Here is an 18544-nt window from a genome sequence, read left to right as displayed (position 1 = left end):
CATCATTCGGAAACACTGAGCACGGTCACCGATTTGGGCGGCAGCGTCACTTTCAGTCGGCCGCCGACCACCTTGGCGGAAATCGGCTGCGGTTTGACGGTGTCGGGCTCTTCATAGCTGTTGATGGCATCGACCCGTGCAGCGGTCAGTACGTTGCCTGAAACCTGCTTAGCCCGAACACCCTTTAATTCCACATCTATGTCGGCCGTCTTGCCGGGATCGACATTGGTGAGAGCGATCCACAGCTTCCCGTCGTTACCGCGCGCCGCGATCGCATCGATGCGTGGCACGCTGACGTCGCCGAACATGTACGTGCCGGCGTCGAAGCTGATCGGCAATCGCGTGGCATTCTGAAATGGCACATACATTTTGAAGAGATGGTAAGTTGGCGTAAGCACCATCTTCGGGCCGTCGGTCAGGATCATCGCCTGAAGCACGTTCACCATCTGGGCGATCGCCGTCATCCTCACCCGATCGGCATGGCGGGTGAACATGTTGAGGTTGATCGATGCTATGATGGCGTCACGGATCGAGTTTTGCTGGTGCAGGAAGCCGTCTTTGCTGCCGGGTAGCTTTGCGAGCCAAACGCCCCATTCATCGATGACCAGCGGGACTTTCTTGTCCGGGTCATATTTGTCCATCACCGCCGCGTGGACCCGGATCATATCCTCCATCTTCAGCGTATCCTTGATGAGCATGGCATATTCCCGCTCGCCAAAGTCGATACTGGAAAAGGGCGGGGGCCAGCTGATCCAGGTATAATTGTGCATTGACAGCCCCTCGATGCTCCAGCTCCAGTCGTGGCTCTTCCATGCCTTCATCACCGCATCGGTATAGGCCGTGTCCATCCCGCCCGGACCGACGGCGATCCGCTGCATCGGGTCGGAACCGGCCACCGAACCGCCTGCGGGATTGTCGGTGCCCTGCTGTTCGAGGTTGAGGTTGCGGGTGAAGCGGGCGTAGCGCTTCATTTCATCGACATAATAGTCGGGGCTGTAGGCGCCGCCACAGCTCCAGCTTTCGTTGCCGATGCCCAGGAACTTGACCCGATAGGGCTTTGGATGGCCATTGGCGGCACGTTCCGCTCCCGCCGTCGTTTTAGGGTCGGCGGTCATATAGCCGAGCCAGTCCGCAGCCTCCTTGACGCTGCCCGACCCCATGTTGACGGAAATATAGGCTTCGGACCCAATCTGGTCGATGAAGTCGAAAAATTCGTCGGTACCGAAATCATTCTTTTCGAGCGCGTTGCCCCAGCTGCCGTTGACGGTTACCGCTCGCTTGTCCCGTGGCCCAACACCGTCGCGCCAGTGATATTCGTCCGCGAAGCAACCGCCGGGCCAGCGGACGCTGGGAACCTTCAACTCTCGCAGCGCCTGAACCACGTCGCTCCGGATACCGCGGACGTTCGGTATCGGCGAAGCCTCTCCGACCCAGACACCGCCATAGATGCCGTTCCCTAGGTTTTCAGCGAACTGCCCAAAAATATCGCGACTGATTTTTGGCCCGGTGCTGTCGGCAGTGATGGTGATCGTCACGGGCGCTGATTGGGCTACGGCCGCCATGGGACTGAAGGCGCAAGCCAATGCCAATATGGGATTTAACCTCACTGCCCGATCTCTCCCGCCATTTCGCTATTCTGTGATACAGCTATCTCTAAGGCATTACTCAGACATTTTCCACCATTCCTTGTTATTGGCCCTATTGGGAAAATCATATATTTTATCGACCACCAGCAGGAGTTCATCGGTGGCAAGATCGAGAACTGGCCGGATGACCGTCCACTGAATCCCTGTCGAATTGAGACTTAAAATTGCGGAGAACCGTCACCCCACGCATCCTCCACCGGCGGGCCCTGGTGAAGCCGCCGAGCTATGATCTGTCGAAGGCTTTCGGCAAAGGCTGGCAATGATATCTCTGCCCGCTTAATGCTTCAGGTGTTCACGACCTGCCTGAAAGCAGACGGGCCGCACCTGAGCGCCTGAATTTAGCGCTTGAATGGCCACCAGGGGTCGTTGCTCATGTGACTCTTCCGCTAGAAATGATCTGCCCACTGGGGAGGTGGCCTGAGCGCACGCGCGCTGCGGGGGGCATGCCCGCGTTGAAGGGCAGGCTATGTAGATCCAAAATACCGCTCGACTTCAACTGCCACTGCTTCGGCGTGGGTTTGGGCAAGATCATGAGGTTTCTGACAACATAAGTATACATACCGAGTTTGTGCGTCGCTGGATCAGCGTAGCGGTCACTTAACCGAGGCGACCGCGAAACGAGGTGACATGGCTAACGAACTCACGCTCGCGTTTCATGGCGCGGCACGCACGGTCACTGGATCCTGCATGGAGTTCTGCCACGCGGGAAAATGCCTTCTCGTCGACTGCGGTCTTTTCCAGGGTTCCCGGACGCTGGAGACACTCAATCACAGCACGTTCGCATTCGATGCACGACATGTCGATGCCGTTATCCTGACGCATGCTCATATTGACCATAGCGGATTGCTGCCCAGGCTCGTCGCAGAAGGTTTCACCGGTGATATCTGGTGCACCGAGCCGACAGGGGCTCTGCTCGAATTCATGCTGGCGGACGCCGGTCGCATCCAGGAGGGCGACGCCGCGCGGCGCAACCGGCGCAAGGACCGCGCCGACCAGCCCGAGATCATGCCCATCTATACCGAGCAGGACGCGATCGCCGCCTGGAAGCAGACCAGGCCAGTCGGGCTTGAAGACTGGTTCGAACCTGTCCCCGGCTTCCGGGCGCGCCTCTGGAATGCCGGGCATATCCTGGGGTCGGCTTCGCTCGAGCTTCTTGTCGACGGCACGCACATATTGTGCTCGGGCGACTTGGGGCCCCCGCACAAGGCCTTTCATCCCGATCCGGAAAGTCCGGCTGGCTTTGACCATGTCATCTGCGAATCCACCTATGGAGATCGCAAGCGCGACGATATGACCATCGGCGAACGCCGCGCTCTTCTCGAGGCCGAGATCAAGGGTGCGCTGGCGCGCGGCGGGAATCTGATCATCCCCGTATTCGCGCTCGAGCGGACGCAGGAGCTGTTGTTAGACATGGCCGCTCTGCTTGACGCGAAGCGCATCCCTTCGGTGCCCGTCTTCGTGGACTCGCCCCTCGCCAACAGAGCGACAAGCGTGTTCGCCAAATATGCAGACACGCTTGAGGATATGGATGGCAAGGACATCTTCCGAAACACGGCGTTTCACTTCGTTGACGCTACTGCCGAATCAATCCGGCTGAACAGCGTCTCGGGGGCGATTATCATGGCGGCCTCCGGCATGTGCGAGGCGGGGCGTATCCGACACCACCTGAAGCACAATCTCTTCAAGCGTGAAGCGACCATATTGTTCGTCGGCTTCCAGTCTGAGGGAACGCTGGGCCGGGTCATCGTCGAAGGCGCGGAACGGGTAAGGATCTGGGGTGAAGATATCGTGGTTCGGGCGCAGATTCGGCATATCGAAAGCTATTCCGCGCATGCCGACCAGGACGGTCTCCTCGCATGGATGGAGGCCCGTCGGCCGATCGGCGGCAGCCTGTTCCTTTCGCACGGGGAATCGGCCGCGATCGATACGTTTCGGCGCATGGCTCAAGCCAAGGAGATCGCGTCCTCGGTCCTCGTGCCCGAGATCGGCGAAGTCTATCGCCTTTCGCCGGCGGTACCAGCGACACGCACGAAAACGGGAGATCCCCAGCTTCAGGAGGTGATCGGGCGGGATTGGCAAAACAGCTATGCTGACTTCGCCACAAAGCTGAAACGGGAACTCTCGCAAATCCGGGATGCCAAGGCCCGCGAGAAGGCCGTTGCCGACATGCGCGCAGTGCTTGAGAGCTACAAACATACCCGCGTGCAGCATGCAGACCGATCACGGGCAAGATACTGATCCGGGAGACTCGCCGGGAGAGAGCGATCGGGATGGTCAATATCGATGCAATCGGGGCGATTGGGCTCTCTTTGGCGTTAGGCCTGTTAATCGGCATCCAGCGTGGATGGGCGCTGCGCAACGAAGAGAGAGGATCCCGCTTCGCGGGAATCCGGACATTCGGATTGCTCGGACTGGTGGGCGGGTTAGCCGGAGCCATTCGCGCAATTGACGGCGACTTCGGAACCGTCCTCATCGCCGCCGCGGCCATATTGATTCTGCTTGGATATGCCGGGGCAGCGCGACATGGCCGCAATATCAGCGGAACAGCGAGCCTGGTTGGGCTGCTGACCCTCGGCTGCGGGTTTCTTGCGACCACCCAGCAAGAGATGCTTGCGACGATCATCGCGGTCGTGGTGACGTTGGTACTGGCGTTGCGGACCCAGCTTCACGGCTGGATCGGACGACTGAACGAAGTCGAAGTCAACGCCATTGCCCGCTTCGCCTTGATCGCCCTGGTGATCCTGCCGCTGCTTCCGGACCGCGCCTACGGCCCCCTTGATGCCTGGAACCCGCGTCAATTGTGGATGGTCGTGGTCATGGTCTCAGGCTTTTCGTTCGCCGGTTATGTGGCGAGCAAACGGCTGGGCGCATCGCGCGGCACGATCGCGACCGCTGGTGCTGGCGCCATGGTGTCATCCACCGCCGTTACCGCAGCATTGGCTACCCGATTGCACAACGACGCAGAGGAAGCGCCCATTCTCGTCGCCGGGATCGCCGCGGCCTCGACGGTCATGCTCCTGCGCGTTCTGATCCTTGTGGGCATATTGGCGCCCCTCGCACTTCCCGCGCTCGCGCTGCTTGTCGTTCCCGCCACGCTCGTCAGCGCGTTGGCGACATTGTGGTATCTGGGCGTAGCGAAGCGGCATCCGGCCAAGCCGTCGCAGGAAGTAACCGTTCACAACCCGTTCGACATCATGCCCGCTTTGGCATTGATGGCGCTGGTGATGGTCCTGTCTCTGGTCTCGCGCTGGGTGCTGCATAGGTTCGGCGACGCGGGCCTCGCTACCGTCCTCGCGCTGTCCGGCATGGTCGATGTCGATTCCGCCATCATCACCATGGGCGGATTGCCACATGGAACGCTCGATGGTCAGACCGCCGGCCTGATATTGGCCGTCCCCGTCATGCTGAACACCTTCGTCAAGGCGGGAGTGACGATCAGTCTCGCCGGCTGGCGGCGGGGTTGGCGCGCCGCCTTGCCGCTCGTCGCCAGCGTCGCGGCGGGGCTGCTCATGCTCCCCTTGGTGCTGGGACGGCCGCTTTCGTGAGATCGTCATGGCGCGCACCAGATCGTGCAATTGGCCAAATGCCGCGGGACCGTGATCTCTGCTTCTACAGACTATGGTTGGATGATGATGGTGCGCCGTTCTTGCGTAACGCGATCCAGAGGGGCCTGGCGCATGCCATCCTTGCCGGGAACTGGTGCTTCCCCGTTACGCCACGCCCGATTTCAACAGAGCTAACCGCGCGTTGAAGCCTTTCAACGGATTATGCGACAGCCCGATACGGGTTTTCGTTGCTTGTCGGGACAGTCTGCGCTCCCTTGCTTTCCATTTCGGCTGCTTCCGATGCGGTCGAGCCGGCAGAGCGTGCGAGCCGCTCGCGCCGCGCCAGAATGCCCTCCTCAATCGACACGAAAAGCATGATGCCAGCGAACAGCGACATGGCGGCGACCACCAGATACGGAAAATGTGCTCCGATGAATGACAGCATCACAGGTCTCCTGGATAGAATGCTGGCCTATGCCGATTCCACTCTCGAATAGAGAGTTTACTGGTGTGGCGACGGCGATCCCGTATCAGCGTAGCGGCAGCAGGGCGTTCAGGGCAGGAATCAGGGCGATCACGCACAGGAGCGTGCCACCGACGCGAAGGCGCAGCCTTTGCTCGGCGGCCCGTGCGTGCATTTCCTTATTGATCGTCCGCATGTCCCATCTCCGTTTCGTCAGGACAAGCCTAGCCTTTTGCCGTCCGTCCCATATTCGGAGAGTTGCGTAAGTAGTCCTGTCGCAACGTCTACGTAGACTTCCTGAAATCGGAGGCCGGAATGGTGCGATATCCTTCTTGTGATCCATGAAAGGAAATCGCCATGATCAACCGCAGAGCCCCAAAGCATGCTGTGATCGTCTGCCATCCTGCCGAAGACAGTTTCACAATGTCTGTTGCCAGGCGTTACCGAGAGTCGGTCGAGGCATTGAGGCACGATGTCGTGGTGCGCGATCTCTATCGCCTCGGCTTCGATCCGGTACTGAAGGCGGACGAGCGTCCCACCTCGATCCCATACGCACTTTCAGATGATGTCGCCCAGGAACTCCAACTGCTCTCCGGTAGTGATGTCTTCGTGCTCGTTTATCCCATCTGGTTCGGTTCGCCACCGGCCATGATCAAGGGATATATCGACCGGGTGCTTGGTGCCGGCTTCCCCTACGGGGCGGTGCGCGACAGGCGTTTCCATCCCCTAATGGCCGGCAAACGCCTGGTGTCCTTTACGTCGTCGGGAACGACACGGGCCTGGCTGGAAGAACAAGGGGCCTGGCTGTCGCTCCGGACGCTCTATGACACCTATATGCGTCACGCCTTCTCGCTTGAGGCCACTGAACATATCCATTTTGACGCGATCGCCGAAGGGTTGAAGAAGATGTTCGTGGACCAGAATCTTTTTCAGGTCGAAGAAGCGGCCCGGCTCATTTGCAGCTGGTTTGTGCACAATTGGCCGGTTCCGTCCCAGCCCGCCCCAAAGATCGCGCCGGCCATCTGAACAGATGGTCAGAATCCTGTCAGGCCCAGCAGACCACAGGCCCTCCTGACGACTTCGGTGGTCTCGCCGGCCGTCTCGAGAATCTTCCAGTTCGCAGGCGGCGGGACATGTGTTGTGGATTGGGAGATGGCTATACTGGCATCCGCATCCGAAGCGTCGATTGGACGTGCACGGACGCGGTCGACGCGACTTTCGTCCGAAATAGTCAGCCATATGCCATCGAACCGGCATGCGGCTTGTTCGGCTGCGGCGGTGATAGCATCGCGTTCGGCCGGCTGGCTGAACATGGCGTCGGCGATGACCGCCCGTCCTCCGGTCAGAGCCTTGTTCGCCAGCCGGACGAGTTCCCCATACACGCCCCGGCTGGCCAATGCGGTATAGGCTGACGCCGGAAGTCGGGTCTCCGGCTCGACCCCGGCCATCCGTTTGCGCAGCACGTCGCTTCGCAGGATGCGCGCACCCGGCGGGGTGCCGACCGTCCCGCCGAGGGCACGCGCTAGCGTCGACTTGCCGGTGCCCGACAGACCGCCGATGGCGATCAGGCGCGCCGGGCCGCCACTCGTCAACACCCTCGCAAGATCAAGATATTCTGCTGCGCGCGCCGCCGCTTGACCATCGCGCGGTTCCCGCGCCGCCTGGGCGGCCAGCACATGTGCGCGAATCGAGGCTCGAATGGCCATGAACAGTGGGACGAGCACGATGCCGTCCTCGTCCGCTGCCGAGCGATCAAGATAGCGATTGAGGACGACGTTCGCTTCGTGCCGCAACCCTCGATCCCATAGATCCATCAGCAGAAATGCGATGTCGTAGAGTATATCCGTGGTCGCGAGCTGCTCGTCGAATTCGAGGCAGTCAAACGGTGTCGGAACGCCATCGACGGTTGCGATATTGGCGAGGTGCAGATCGCCGTGCACATGGCGTATCCGCCCCGTCTGTCCCCGCGCGTCGAGGAGGCACGCATGGCGTGCGACCTGGGCGCGGAGATCGAACGTAAGCTCATCAACGCGGTGCGTATCGAGCACGTCCGGAAATGCCGCCATGCTGCGGGCGTTTCCCGCGATCACGCTGGCAAGGCGCTCGGCACCCCCGTCCGTGCACGTGATGGCGGCGCCGCGATAGAAATCGACAAGCCGGTCGGTCAGTTTGCTCAGCGCCCCGTCATCGAGCCGTCCCTGCCGGGCGAGATCATCCCAGAGCGCGTCGTCAGGAAAGCGCCGCATTTCCAGGAGCCAATCGACGACCTCGCCGTCCCCATCGATCGCCAGTTGATCGCGGGCGTTTCGGGTGACGGAATGCACCGCCAGGTAGAGTGTCGGCGCCGTGCGGCGATTGAGGCGAAGTTCTGCCTTCAGTATATCCCGCCGACGGTCGGCGGTGGAGAAGTCGAGATAGTTGAAGCGAACGGGGCGCTTGAGCTTCCAGGCCCGGTCGCCGGTCAGGAATACGCTCGCGGCATGCGTGTCGATCCTGCGGACGGGGCTGCGTGCCTCGAACGCCTCGCCGGAGGCGAGCCAGGCGGCGACATCGGATTCACCCGTCATGAGCGGATCGAGAGATGTCGCCGCCATCTTGGGTCAGCTTTCGATCGCGATTTTGCGCGATCTTTCCGCCGCCTTCTCGTCCTTGCCGAGGGTAAGCGAGAGCACGCCATGCTTGAACTTGGCCTTGATCGCGTCGGCATCGACGTCTGCGGGCAGTGCGATCTGGCGCTTGAAGCTGCCATAGCGGCGTTCGCTCAGCAGGAAGCCATCGTCCTTGTGCTCGCTCTCCTCCCTTTTCTCGCCGGAAATTGTCAGCACGCCGTCGGCGACTTCTATCTGGACATCCTTGTCGGCGAGACCGGGAAGTTCCGCCGTGAGCCGATACGCCTTGCCGCCATCCGTCAGTTCCAACGCGGGCACCGGCCCGCCAAGATCATCGAACAGTCGATCGATCTCGCCGCGCAGCCAGCCCATCGGGCCATCTTCCGCCAATGACAGGCTGTTGGCGGGGGTCCGGGCTGGCGGTGTCTTGATCATCTCATTCATTTCATCATCTCCATCGTCAGGTAAACTCACAAACTCAGGCGAAGAGCCCATGCTCGCCTTCGACCTCGAACGGTTCGGGCACGACTAGTTGGTCATGGTCGTCTGCAGGAGACCGGTCGGCCGGGGCGCAGGGCCACAGCGCATCGGTGAGGGCATTCCACCAGCTCGTCGTCACGATCAGCGGGAGCTGCCAGAATTGCTGGATCGCAAGCCATGTCAACTCGGGCGTCGGAGCATCCAGATCGTGAGAAACTGCGGTGGCCATAATCTTCTCCTTCTCGCGTGACTCGAGATTAGGAAGAGGCGATGGCGGTCAATATCGGTGATGATACTTAGGGAGCGATCGGCACCAGCACTGCCGCCCCGACCAGCGCGCCGGACCTGAGACGCGCCAGCGCGACGTTCGCTTCGTCGAGCGGGAATTCCTCCGTCACTATCCTGATTGTCGAATTCCCGATCATCTCGAAGAAGGACAGTCCATCCTCCCGCGTGAGGTTCGCGACTGACAGGATCTGCCGCTCTTCCCAAAGATCGGCATAAGGAAAGCCCGGGATATCGCTCATGTGGATGCCGGCGCAGACCACCTTGCCACCCTTGCCGACCGCCTTGAGCGCGAGCGGCACGAGGCTGCCGACCGGCGCGAAGATCAGGGCCGCGTCGAGCGGCTCCGGCGGTGCCTCGGTCGATGCGCCCGCCCAGATACCGCGCAAAGGCCTGGCCTGCGCTGTCGCCCTCCCTGGTAAAGGCATGGACCTCGCGGCCTTGGGCCACGGCGACCTGTGCGAGGATGTGTGCGGCAGCGCCGAAGCCATAGAGTCCGATGCGCTTGCCGGCACCGGCAAGCCGCAATGCGCGCCATCCGATCAGACCCGCGCACAGCAACGGTGCGGCTTCAATGTCGGAGAAGCGGTCGGGCAACGCGAAGCAGAAATGGGCATCCGCAACGACATGGGTCGCATAGCCGCCATCGCGCGTCGCCCCGGTGAACTCGGGATGGTCGCAGAGATTCTCGCGGCCGGAGATACAAAAGGGACAAGAGCCGCAGCTACGGCCCAGCCAGGGAATGCCGATGCGCTGGCCCAGCGTGAAGCCCTGGACCATCGCGCCGATCGCACGGACGCGGCCCACGATCTCGTGGCCGGGCACGATCGGATAGTGCGCCGCGATCTCGCCGTCCTGGACGTGGAGATCGGTGCGGCATACGCCGCATGCGGCAACCTCCACCAGCAGTTCATTGGGGCCGGGGCGCGGCAATGCGCGCTCGATTCGGTGGAGCAGTGCACCCGGCGCGTCGATCTGCATCGCGATCATCGTCGTCATGTCGTGATCCTGCCCGACCCGATGGCTGACATCATGGATCAATCGCCCGCGTCGGGAAGGGTGAAGCCGATAAGCATCAACATGACACCCTGGAACGACAGATCAATGGTGAGCAGCAGGCCCCGCATCCAGGCGGCGTTGATTGGCCATCCGAGCGCGATCACCAGTGCAGCGGCGATGCTCACGATACCCGAGGCAAGCATCCCGCCCCAGCCTTGGTTGCGCCAGCCCAGCGCTATCCTGATGCGCGCGAGTCCGGAGGCTCCGAGAGGGAACGCCAGAAAGAGTGTCAGGAATCCGGCGGCAAACAGCGGACTACAGATCACCAAAGCCGTAGCCGCGAGATAGAGCAGGCCGGAGACGATCCAGAAGACGATCCAGCCACGGCTCCGCGCACCGAAGGCGTAGACCCACTGGACGATCCCGCCGGCGAACATCATGGCGCCTATCGCACAGGTCGCCGTCATCGTTGCGAAAACAAGGGTAACCGAGGTGGTCAGGCCCAATAGCGCGAGCGCTGTGCCGACGCCGACGAAACAGACCCGGGTCCGTGTTTCGATCGTCGGCAACGCGCGCGCCTGTCGCATGGCAGGTGTGATCACTGCGAAGTCCTTTCCCGCGGGAATTGGTCGATGGGCGTGATGATAGATCTGCTGGGACCGCGTCGCCGTCCGTGAATCTACGGATTTGTCCGGAATGGCGGAGGCGCCATCACCGCGAGCACAACGCCCTTCGACAGGGCAGCATGCGGAGACGCGACATGAAAGCGCTGATCTATCACGGCCCCGGGCAGAAGAGCCTCGACGACCATCCCAAGCCCGACATCAAGGATGCCGGCGATGCCATCGTCCGCGTCACGCACACCACGATTTGTGGCACCGACCTCCATATCCTCAAGGGCGATGTGCCGACCTGCCAGCCCGGACGTGTACTCGGACATGAAGGCGTGGGTATCGTCGAAGCCGTGGGTGCCGCAGTTTCGACCTTCAAGCCGGGCGATCATGTGCTGATCTCGTGCATCACAGCCTGTGGTCGTTGCGATCATTGCCGCCGCGGCATGTATTCGCATTGCACCACCGGTGGATGGATCCTCGGCAACGCGATCGACGGGACGCAAGCGGAATTCGTCCGTATTCCGCATGCCGACACTAGCCTCTATCCGATCCCGCAAGGTGCCGACGAAGAAGCTCTCGTGATGCTGAGCGATATCCTGCCGACCGGCTTCGAATGCGGCGTCCTCAATGGCAAGGTCCAACCCGGAGGCAGCGTCGCGATCGTCGGCTCGGGTCCGATCGGGCTGGCGGCGCTGCTCACCGCACAATTTTATTCGCCTGCCCAGATCATCATGGTCGATCTCGACGACAATCGGCTTGCGACGGCACAGCGGTTCGGAGCCACCCACATCATCAACAGCAAGGCCGAGGATCCGGTTGCCGCCATCATGGCCGTCACGGATGGTCGGGGCGTCGATACCGCGATCGAGGCGGTCGGCGTGCCGACGACCTTCGAACTCTGTCAGGCCCTGGTGGCCGCCGGGGGAACCATCGCCAATGTCGGTGTGCATGGAGCCAAGGCGGACCTGCATCTGGAAATGCTCTGGTCGAAGAATATCACCATCACGACCCGGCTCGTCGATACGGTGACGACGCCGATGCTACTGAAAACAGTGATGGGCTCGAAGCTTGAGCCAGCCCAGCTCATCACGCATCGTTTCAGTCTCGAGAATATACTCGAAGCCTATGACATATTCAGCCGCGCGTCAGAGACGCAGGCGCTGAAGGTACTGATCGCGCCGTGACCAAGCGCATGGAAGAGCTGGCGCACGAAATCGTCCGGCTCCAGACGGATCTGGATCGTGAGATCGAGCATCGCCGCAAGGTGCTCGGCTGGGCGGTGAAAGGCAGGCTCGTGCAGTTCGAGCAGGGGCTTGTTGCCGAGCAGCGCGCGCTGCGGACCAGTGTAGCCCACTTCCTTGCTCGGTCCGCCATCGGGTCCGTGGTCTCGGCACCCATCATCTATTCGATGATCATCCCGCTGGTGCTGATCGATCTCTGGACGAGCCTGTACCAGGCGATCTGCTTTCGTGCCTATTCGATCCCGAGAGTCAGGCGGGCGGACTATATCGCGCTCGACAGGAGCCAACTCGGCTACCTCAACTGGATCGAGGCGCTGAACTGCTCCTTTTGCGGCTATGGCAATGGCGTCATCGCCTATGTCCGCGAAGTCGCCAGCCGCACCGAGCAATATTGGTGTCCGATCAAGCACGCGCTCCGCATTCCCACCCCGCACGACCGCTACATCTCGTTCCTCGAATATGGCGACGCCGAAGGCTATCGCGGCCGTCTCGAGGAGTTTCGCGACCGGTTGCAGGTGTCCAGCGATGTCCCGGACGAACATCCGTCCGTCCGGGACATTGCGTAACGACCGCAGGCCCCTGGCAGGAGCATCTCCGCTCCGGACAATGCTGTGCGGAGACAGGATCATGACGACAACACAGGTGCGCGTCGCGCTGGTGACGGGCGGGACGGCTGGTATCGGCGCCGCGACATGCGAGACCCTCGCAACGCTGGGCTATCGGGTCGCCGCCAATTTCTGCGGCGCCGAAGATCGCGCTGCCGCGTTCACCCGGCGAACAGGCATCAGGAGCTGGCGCTGGTCGGTAGCGGACCACGAAGCCTGTACGACGGGAGTCGCCGCAGTCGAAGCCGCGCTTGGCCCCATAGACATATTGGTCAACAATGCCGGCATCACTCGCGACGCCAGCCTGGCGAAACTGTCCCCCGAGAACTGGCAAGCGGTTCTCGACACCAATCTGACCGGCTGCTTCAACATGGCCCGGTCGGTGTTCCAGGCCATGCGCGTCCGCAAGTGGGGCAGGATCGTCAACATATCCTCGGTGAATGGCGAAGCCGGCCAGTTCGGTCAGACAAACTATGCCGCGTCGAAGGCTGGCATCCTGGGTTTCACCAAGGCGCTCGCCCTTGAGGGCGCCCATGCAGGCGTCACGGTCAATGCGATCGCGCCCGGCTATACCGATACCGAGATGGTCCGCGTCATCCCGGCGGATATCCTGCCTTCGATCATCGCGAAGATCCCGGTCGGGCGTCTGGCCGCGCCAGCCGAGATTGCGCGGTGCGTCGCCTTTCTGGTGGCGGAGGATGCGGGTTTCATCACGGGCGCGACGATCGACGTGAATGGGGGGCAGCATATGGGCTGATGTGCCGGACCCTTACGGGAGTTTGCGAATATGGGGCCGTCGCCCGGCGCTCCACAACAAGGCTCGACAGCCTTGGGAGAGCATGATGCCAATCCAGATCGAACCGACCCCAATCTCAACCAGCTACCCGCAACGCGGCACGATCCATGATCTCCGCAATCTGTTCGGGGTCGTGGCTTCGGCCAAGCATGTGCTCGAGCGCGACCCCGGCCGGTCTCAGCGCATCGCGCTGCTCGAGGCTATCGAAGACGCGGCGATCCGGGGTGGCGAGCTGACGACCGGGTTGCTTTCCGGCAGCCGTGGCGCGGGTGGTCGCAAGTCGATGGACGTGAATACCAGGATTTTGGGTCTGGCGTCGATGATCCGGGCGCTCGCCGGCCCCAGCATCGAGGTCGATCTCGAGCTTGAAAGCCCGGTTTCCCAAGTCAGACTTGTCCCCACCGACTTCGATGCGGCGATTCTCGAGCTTGTCGCCAACGCAGGTGCAGCCGATGCCAGCACGGTCGTCATTCGCACGCGGCGGATCGGCTCGCGGATCTGGATACTGGTCGCCGACGATGGACGCGGTATGTCCCGGGCCAAGCTCGAGCAGGCGCGCCGCAGCGTTGACGCCGGTCGCGCACACGGGACCGGGCTCTGCCGCGTGCAGCAGTTCATGCGCGGGGCGCATGGCCATTTCTTGATCCAGAGCCGCCCTGGTGCCGGCACGACGATTTCCCTGAACTTGCCGACGGTCCTGAAACTGGCCGCGGGCGAGCCCGGTGCCCGGAACGGGCGCCTCCCCCTCACCATGAAGGAGAAGACCGATGAAGAAATCCGACAGCCAGTTGCAGCATGATGTGATGGCCGAGCTGGAATGGGAACCGAGCGTCGATCACGCCGATATCGGCGTCGCCGTGAATGACGGCGTCGTCACCCTTTCCGGCTTCGTCAAATCCTATCCGGAGAAGATGGCGGCCGAGAAAGCGACCCGCCGCGTCGCCGGCGTCAAGGCGATCGCCGAGGAAATCAAGGTGCGTTTCGCCTCCGATCCCAAGACCGCGGACCATGAAATCGCCAAGCGCATCCTCGACCTGTTCTCCTGGAACGTCTGGGTCCCCGACGACCAGATCAAGGTAAAGGTGGAGCATGGCTGGGTGACGCTGACCGGCACGGTCGACTGGTTCTACCAGCGCGACGAGGCCCGCAAGGCCGCAGGCCGGGTCACGGGCGTCATCGGGGTCAACAACCTGCTCGAGGTGAAAAAGCTGCCTATCGCGTCCGATATCAAGGACCGGATCATGGAGGCCTTCAAGCGGCAGGCCAACCTCGATGCGGGATCGGTCACGGTCGTCACCGATGGCGGCACGGTGCGGCTCGGCGGAAGGGTCAAGGCCTGGAACGAGCGGGGCATCGCCGAGCGCGCAGCCTGGGCGGCACCGGGCGTCACCAGGATCGAGGACAATATCATCGTTGCCTTCTGAGCCTCGCGACCCAGCTCAGTTAACTGGCCGCCCGAGTAATCGGGCGGCCGTTTTTGCATCCGTATCATCACGCATATCGACCAAATGGCCGGGGCAATAGCGTGAGCCTTGCAACGATGGAGGCGACCATGAAGAATATTCTTTTGCTGGTGCATGACGACGAAGGACAGGAGGCGCGGCTGCAGGCGGCGCTCGATTTGACCCGGGCGCTTGGCGGCCATCTGACCTGTCTCGACGTGACGCCTTACCCGATGATTGCGGGCGATCTCTATGTCGGCTTCGGGGAGGCGGCCATCCTGTCCGATGAACGGGAGAGTGAGGCGAAGAATAAAACTACGCTGACGACCCGCCTGGCCCAGGAGGATGTAAGCTGGAGTTGGATCGACGCGACGGGTGACATCGCAGGCTGCATCGAGGATGCGGCGACACTTGCCGACCTGATCGTGCTCAACCGCGCGCTCGACGATTATCCCCTGCCGGACATGCGCACGATCGCCAGCCGGATCCTGATGCATACCCGCACGGTGGTTGTCGCGGTTCCCGAGAACCTGCCGCGGTTCAACGTCAGTGGCCGCGTGCTTGTCGCGTGGGACGGTCAGTCTTCCGCGGCGGCAACGATGCGTGCCTGCGTCCCGCTTCTCCGGCTGGCATCGGAAGTCGAAATCTTCATGACACGCGATGGTGCCGAGAAGATCGAACCGACTGAAGCAGCCGAATATCTGTCGCGCCATGGCATCCATGCCAGCGTTCGGATCATTGATGACGGCCTTCATGCGGCGGACCAGATCATCGCCGAGGAGGCGCGGCTATGGCATGCCGACTATGTGATGATGGGGGCCTACAGCCATGGCCGCCTGATGGAGACATTCGGCGGCGTGACAAAGCGCATGCTCAACAACAGCAAGCTGCCAATGATACTGGGTCACTGACCCGTTCGCATCACCTTGCGCGTCGGGCCGGTGGTCAGTGTACACCGGCCGGACGCGCAAGGGACTCTGTGCACAATCGTGCCTCGATTGGCCACCTGCTTCGACGGTGCCGAAATAACCGCGGGTCTTCCTGACTGACCCTGGAAGGATGCGACATGCTCGACCCAGCGGGTCAATTCGATCGCCCATTCGCGGAGGGGCGGGTCAGGATCCCCGGGCAAAAACGCCCATGAGCGATCCCATCGCCTTCTGGCAGGTCACGCTCGACGAAACCCTTGAACGCCTCGGCGCGTCGCGCGAAGGCTTGACGGTCGAGGAAGCCGCAGCGCGATTGGAGCGCGACGGTCCCAACGCGCTAGCGGGTGCTCGGAAACGGCACCTGTTGCTTGACCTTCTCCGGCGACTTGCCAATCCCCTGGTCGCCATACTTCTTGTCGCCGCAGCCATTGCGGGGGTGACGGGTGATGTGGCGAGCTTCGCGATCATCGTGGCCGTGGTGATCCTGTCGACCGCGCTCGACATGGTGCAGGAGCACCGAGCCGAGGCCACCGCCGAAGCACTCAAGCGTTCGATTGCGCTCCATGCCACCACACTGCGCGGTAGACAGACTATCGAGGTGCCCGTCGCCGACATCGTGGCCGGCGACGTCATCCTGCTGGCTGCCGGCGACCTGGTGCCGGCCGACGGCATCGCGCTGGTGGTCAATGGCGCACAGGTCAACGAAGCCCTGCTGACGGGCGAGCCCTATCCGGTTGAGAAACAGGTCGATCCCGTCGCGACCGCGACGATACCGGCTGAAGCCCGCAACGCATTGTTCCATGGTACCTCGCTGATCGGCGGCACCGCGACGATGCTTGTCGTCGAGACCGGCGCACGCACCCGCTTCGGTGCGATCGCGGCTTCCTTGTCCGGGACCGAGCCGCCGACGGCGTTCGAGCGTGGCATCCACAAGCTCGGTATCCTGATTGCGCGACTCACCATTTTCCTGGTGCTGTTCGTACTGCTCGCACATCTGGCGCTGGGCCGGCAGCCGCTTCAGTCCTTCCTGTTCGCCATGGCGCTGGCGGTAGGCCTGACCCCGGAACTGCTGCCGATGATCATGACAGTCTCGCTCGCACGGGGCGCGCAACGCATGGCCGCGGCGAAGGTGGTCGTGAAGCGGCTGTCGGCGATCCACGATCTCGGCCAGATGGACATCCTGTGCACCGACAAGACGGGAACCCTGACCGAAGCGCATATCACATTGGTCGGACATCCCGGAATCGACGGCGAAGATGACGATCGCGTGGCAGAATTGGCGGCGGTCAATGCCCGCTTCGAGACCGGCCTGAAAAGCCCGCTCGACGAGGCGCTGCTGCAGCATGCGACGGCCGAGCGGATCGCTGGCTGGCACAAGCTGGACGAGCGGCCCTTCGATTTCGAACGGCGGCGCGTTTCGGTTCTGGCCGAGCGTGATGGCGAGCGGATCGAGATCGTCAAAGGGGCACCCGAAACCCTTATCGCCCTGTGTGAGCAGGCGCAGGATCGATCCGGCAAGCTCGTCCCGCTCAATGCAACGCTGCGGGAACAGCTCGTGAATTTGCACGCCGAGCGTGCCGCACAGGGCCTGCGATTGCTCGGGCTCGCCTGGAAGCCAGCGGATAGGCAGGAACGGATCGGTGCCGATGGCGACGACGCGCTCATCTTTGCCGGCTACTGCGTCTTTGCCGATCCGCCCAAGACGAGCGCGGCCGGTGCTGTGGCGCGCCTTGAGGCGGCCGGCATTCGGATCAAGGTCATTTCGGGCGATGCGGCGGCGGTGGTCGAACATCTGGTGGCAGCGCTTGCTCTCCCGGTCGAAGGGGTGCTGACGGGTGAGGAGATCGCAAAGCTGAACGACCCGGCGCTCGCCGCACGAGTCGAGACGGTGGATTTGTTCGCCCGTGTCACCCCCGACCAGAAGACCCGGATCGTTCGCGCGCTGCGCGCGCGGGGCAACACGGTCGGCTTCATCGGCGACGGGATCAACGATGCGCCGGCGATCCGGGCCGCCGATATCGGCCTGTCCGTTGACGGGGCGACCGACGTGGCGCGCGAGGCGGCCGACATGATCCTGCTCGCCCCCGACCTCAACGTGCTGGCCGACGGTGTCGCCGAAGGGCGACGCACCTACGCCAACATCATGAAATATATCCGGATGGGCACCAGTTCCAATTTCGGCAACATGCTGACCATGGCGCTGGCCTCGCTTGTCCTGCCTTTTCTGCCGCTCACCGCCGTACAGGTGCTGCTCAACAATCTCATCTACGACATGTCGCAGATCGGTATCCCGTTCGACGATGCGGACGACACGGACCTCGCGCGACCGCATGGCTGGGATATGCCGGCACTGGTGCGTTTCACTGCGATCATGGGGCCGCTATCGTCGATATTTGACATCGCGACGTTCGGATTGCTGCTTTGGGCCTTCCATGTCGAAGTCGCAACGTTCCGCGCCGCATGGTTCATCGAGTCAATGGCGACGCAGATCCTTGTCGTGTTCGTGATCCGCACGGTCCGTCCGGCATGGACCAGTCGTGCGCATGTCGCGCTGACCATGACCGCACTCACCGGTCTCGCGGCGGCATTGGTGCTTCCTTTCCTGCCCTGGGCGGGCGTGCTTGGCTTCGCGTCGCCCAGTGTTGCCGTCCTCGGTGCGATCGCACTGCTGGTGCTCGGTTATCTGGCCAGTTCGGAATTGCTCAAGCGGCTCGCCCTTCGCACCGGCGATTGAACGAGGATCGCAATTTACGAGAGGTGGCCGTCCCGAGGATCGCGACGGCTTACATGACGTCTGATCTACGTAACACTCCGCATAGGTATGGTTGTCGGCGGCCTTCATCAGGGGTGGGCGGGACTATCCTCCATCGGCCAGCTGGAGTGCGTTCCT

17 protein-coding genes and 1 pseudogene are annotated in these 18544 nt (G+C 62.3%); 10 read left to right on the top strand and 8 right to left on the bottom strand.

Features of this window, described 5'->3' with window-relative positions; translation table 11 throughout:
* Nucleotides 1-2: 2 nt before the first annotated feature.
* Nucleotides 3-1562, bottom strand: a complete 1560-nt coding sequence (locus MOK15_RS20675) for an alpha-L-arabinofuranosidase C-terminal domain-containing protein (RefSeq protein WP_242933560.1) — start codon at nucleotides 1560-1562, stop codon at nucleotides 3-5.
* 711 nt (nucleotides 1563-2273) lie between these two features.
* On the opposite strand from MOK15_RS20675, the gene MOK15_RS20670 reads away from it, so the two are divergent.
* Nucleotides 2274-3884, top strand: a complete 1611-nt coding sequence (locus MOK15_RS20670) for an MBL fold metallo-hydrolase (protein WP_242933559.1) — start codon at nucleotides 2274-2276, stop codon at nucleotides 3882-3884.
* Nucleotides 3885-3916: 32 nt separating this feature from the next.
* Nucleotides 3917-5191, top strand: a complete 1275-nt coding sequence (locus tag MOK15_RS20665; protein ID WP_242933558.1) for an MgtC/SapB family protein — start codon at nucleotides 3917-3919, stop codon at nucleotides 5189-5191.
* A gap of 220 nt (nucleotides 5192-5411) precedes the next feature.
* On the opposite strand, the gene MOK15_RS20660 is transcribed toward MOK15_RS20665, so the two are convergent.
* Both MOK15_RS20660 and MOK15_RS21955 read right to left on the bottom strand, forming a co-directional pair.
* Complete coding sequence (locus tag MOK15_RS20660; protein WP_242933557.1) at nucleotides 5412-5636, bottom strand: hypothetical protein; 225 nt, start codon at nucleotides 5634-5636, stop codon at nucleotides 5412-5414.
* Between the two features lie 85 nt (nucleotides 5637-5721).
* The gene (locus MOK15_RS21955; protein ID WP_278254336.1) at nucleotides 5722-5850 is read right to left on the bottom strand and encodes a hypothetical protein; all 129 of its coding nucleotides are present in this window, start codon (nucleotides 5848-5850) and stop codon (nucleotides 5722-5724) included.
* 161 nt (nucleotides 5851-6011) lie between these two features.
* Between MOK15_RS21955 and MOK15_RS20655 the strand changes: the two genes are divergently transcribed.
* Nucleotides 6012-6680 carry an NAD(P)H-dependent oxidoreductase gene (locus MOK15_RS20655; RefSeq protein ID WP_242933556.1) on the top strand — a complete coding sequence of 223 codons (669 nt, stop codon included), beginning with the start codon at nucleotides 6012-6014 and terminating at the stop codon, nucleotides 6678-6680.
* Between the two features lie 8 nt (nucleotides 6681-6688).
* Here MOK15_RS20655 and MOK15_RS20650 read toward each other — a convergent pair whose 3' ends face one another.
* The 5 genes and pseudogenes from MOK15_RS20650 to MOK15_RS20630 all read right to left on the bottom strand — a co-directional run bounded on the left by MOK15_RS20650 (nucleotide 6689) and on the right by MOK15_RS20630 (nucleotide 10629).
* The gene (locus tag MOK15_RS20650) at nucleotides 6689-8248 is read right to left on the bottom strand and encodes an AAA family ATPase (protein ID WP_242933555.1); all 1560 of its coding nucleotides are present in this window, start codon (nucleotides 8246-8248) and stop codon (nucleotides 6689-6691) included.
* Nucleotides 8249-8254: 6 nt separating this feature from the next.
* Nucleotides 8255-8707: an Hsp20/alpha crystallin family protein gene (locus MOK15_RS20645; RefSeq protein WP_242933554.1), complete on the bottom strand. Its 453-nt coding sequence runs from the start codon at nucleotides 8705-8707 to the stop codon at nucleotides 8255-8257.
* A 34-nt stretch (nucleotides 8708-8741) separates the two neighbouring features.
* Nucleotides 8742-8972 (bottom strand): hypothetical protein, encoded by a 231-nt coding sequence (locus MOK15_RS20640; protein WP_242933553.1) that lies wholly within the window; start codon nucleotides 8970-8972, stop codon nucleotides 8742-8744.
* Nucleotides 8973-9039: 67 nt separating this feature from the next.
* Nucleotides 9040-10018 (bottom strand): annotated as a pseudogene (locus MOK15_RS20635) (zinc-dependent alcohol dehydrogenase family protein).
* Nucleotides 10019-10065: 47 nt separating this feature from the next.
* The gene (locus MOK15_RS20630; protein WP_242933552.1) at nucleotides 10066-10629 is read right to left on the bottom strand and encodes a DUF308 domain-containing protein; all 564 of its coding nucleotides are present in this window, start codon (nucleotides 10627-10629) and stop codon (nucleotides 10066-10068) included.
* A 158-nt stretch (nucleotides 10630-10787) separates the two neighbouring features.
* Here MOK15_RS20630 and MOK15_RS20625 point away from each other — a divergent pair, with 158 nt between their 5' ends.
* The 7 genes from MOK15_RS20625 to mgtA all read left to right on the top strand — a co-directional run bounded on the left by MOK15_RS20625 (nucleotide 10788) and on the right by mgtA (nucleotide 18388).
* On the top strand, nucleotides 10788-11825 hold the full coding sequence (locus tag MOK15_RS20625) for a zinc-dependent alcohol dehydrogenase family protein (protein ID WP_242933551.1): 1038 nt from the start codon (nucleotides 10788-10790) through the stop codon (nucleotides 11823-11825).
* Nucleotides 11822-12448 carry a hypothetical protein gene (locus tag MOK15_RS20620; protein ID WP_242933550.1) on the top strand — a complete coding sequence of 209 codons (627 nt, stop codon included), beginning with the start codon at nucleotides 11822-11824 and terminating at the stop codon, nucleotides 12446-12448. The genes MOK15_RS20625 and MOK15_RS20620 overlap by 4 nt, the downstream gene beginning before the upstream one ends.
* Nucleotides 12449-12509: 61 nt before the next feature.
* Nucleotides 12510-13244: an acetoacetyl-CoA reductase gene (gene phbB / locus MOK15_RS20615; RefSeq protein WP_242933549.1), complete on the top strand. Its 735-nt coding sequence runs from the start codon at nucleotides 12510-12512 to the stop codon at nucleotides 13242-13244.
* A gap of 82 nt (nucleotides 13245-13326) precedes the next feature.
* Entirely contained in the window at nucleotides 13327-14082 is a 756-nt protein-coding gene (locus MOK15_RS20610; RefSeq protein WP_242933548.1) for an ATP-binding protein, read from the top strand.
* Nucleotides 14051-14707 carry a BON domain-containing protein gene (locus MOK15_RS20605; RefSeq protein ID WP_242933547.1) on the top strand — a complete coding sequence of 219 codons (657 nt, stop codon included), beginning with the start codon at nucleotides 14051-14053 and terminating at the stop codon, nucleotides 14705-14707. Before MOK15_RS20610 ends, MOK15_RS20605 begins: the two co-directional genes overlap by 32 nt.
* Before the next feature lie 128 nt (nucleotides 14708-14835).
* Nucleotides 14836-15636: a universal stress protein gene (locus tag MOK15_RS20600; protein WP_242933546.1), complete on the top strand. Its 801-nt coding sequence runs from the start codon at nucleotides 14836-14838 to the stop codon at nucleotides 15634-15636.
* 229 nt (nucleotides 15637-15865) lie between these two features.
* The gene (mgtA, locus tag MOK15_RS20595; RefSeq protein WP_242933545.1) at nucleotides 15866-18388 is read left to right on the top strand and encodes a magnesium-translocating P-type ATPase; all 2523 of its coding nucleotides are present in this window, start codon (nucleotides 15866-15868) and stop codon (nucleotides 18386-18388) included.
* The last annotated feature ends 156 nt before the right edge of the window (nucleotides 18389-18544 follow it).

This window comes from Sphingobium sp. BYY-5, from assembly GCF_022758885.1.
Classification (GTDB): Bacteria; Pseudomonadota; Alphaproteobacteria; order Sphingomonadales; family Sphingomonadaceae; genus Sphingobium.
The sequence above is the reverse complement of the archived record's forward strand: the minus strand, read 5'-3'. Positions and strand labels throughout refer to the sequence as shown.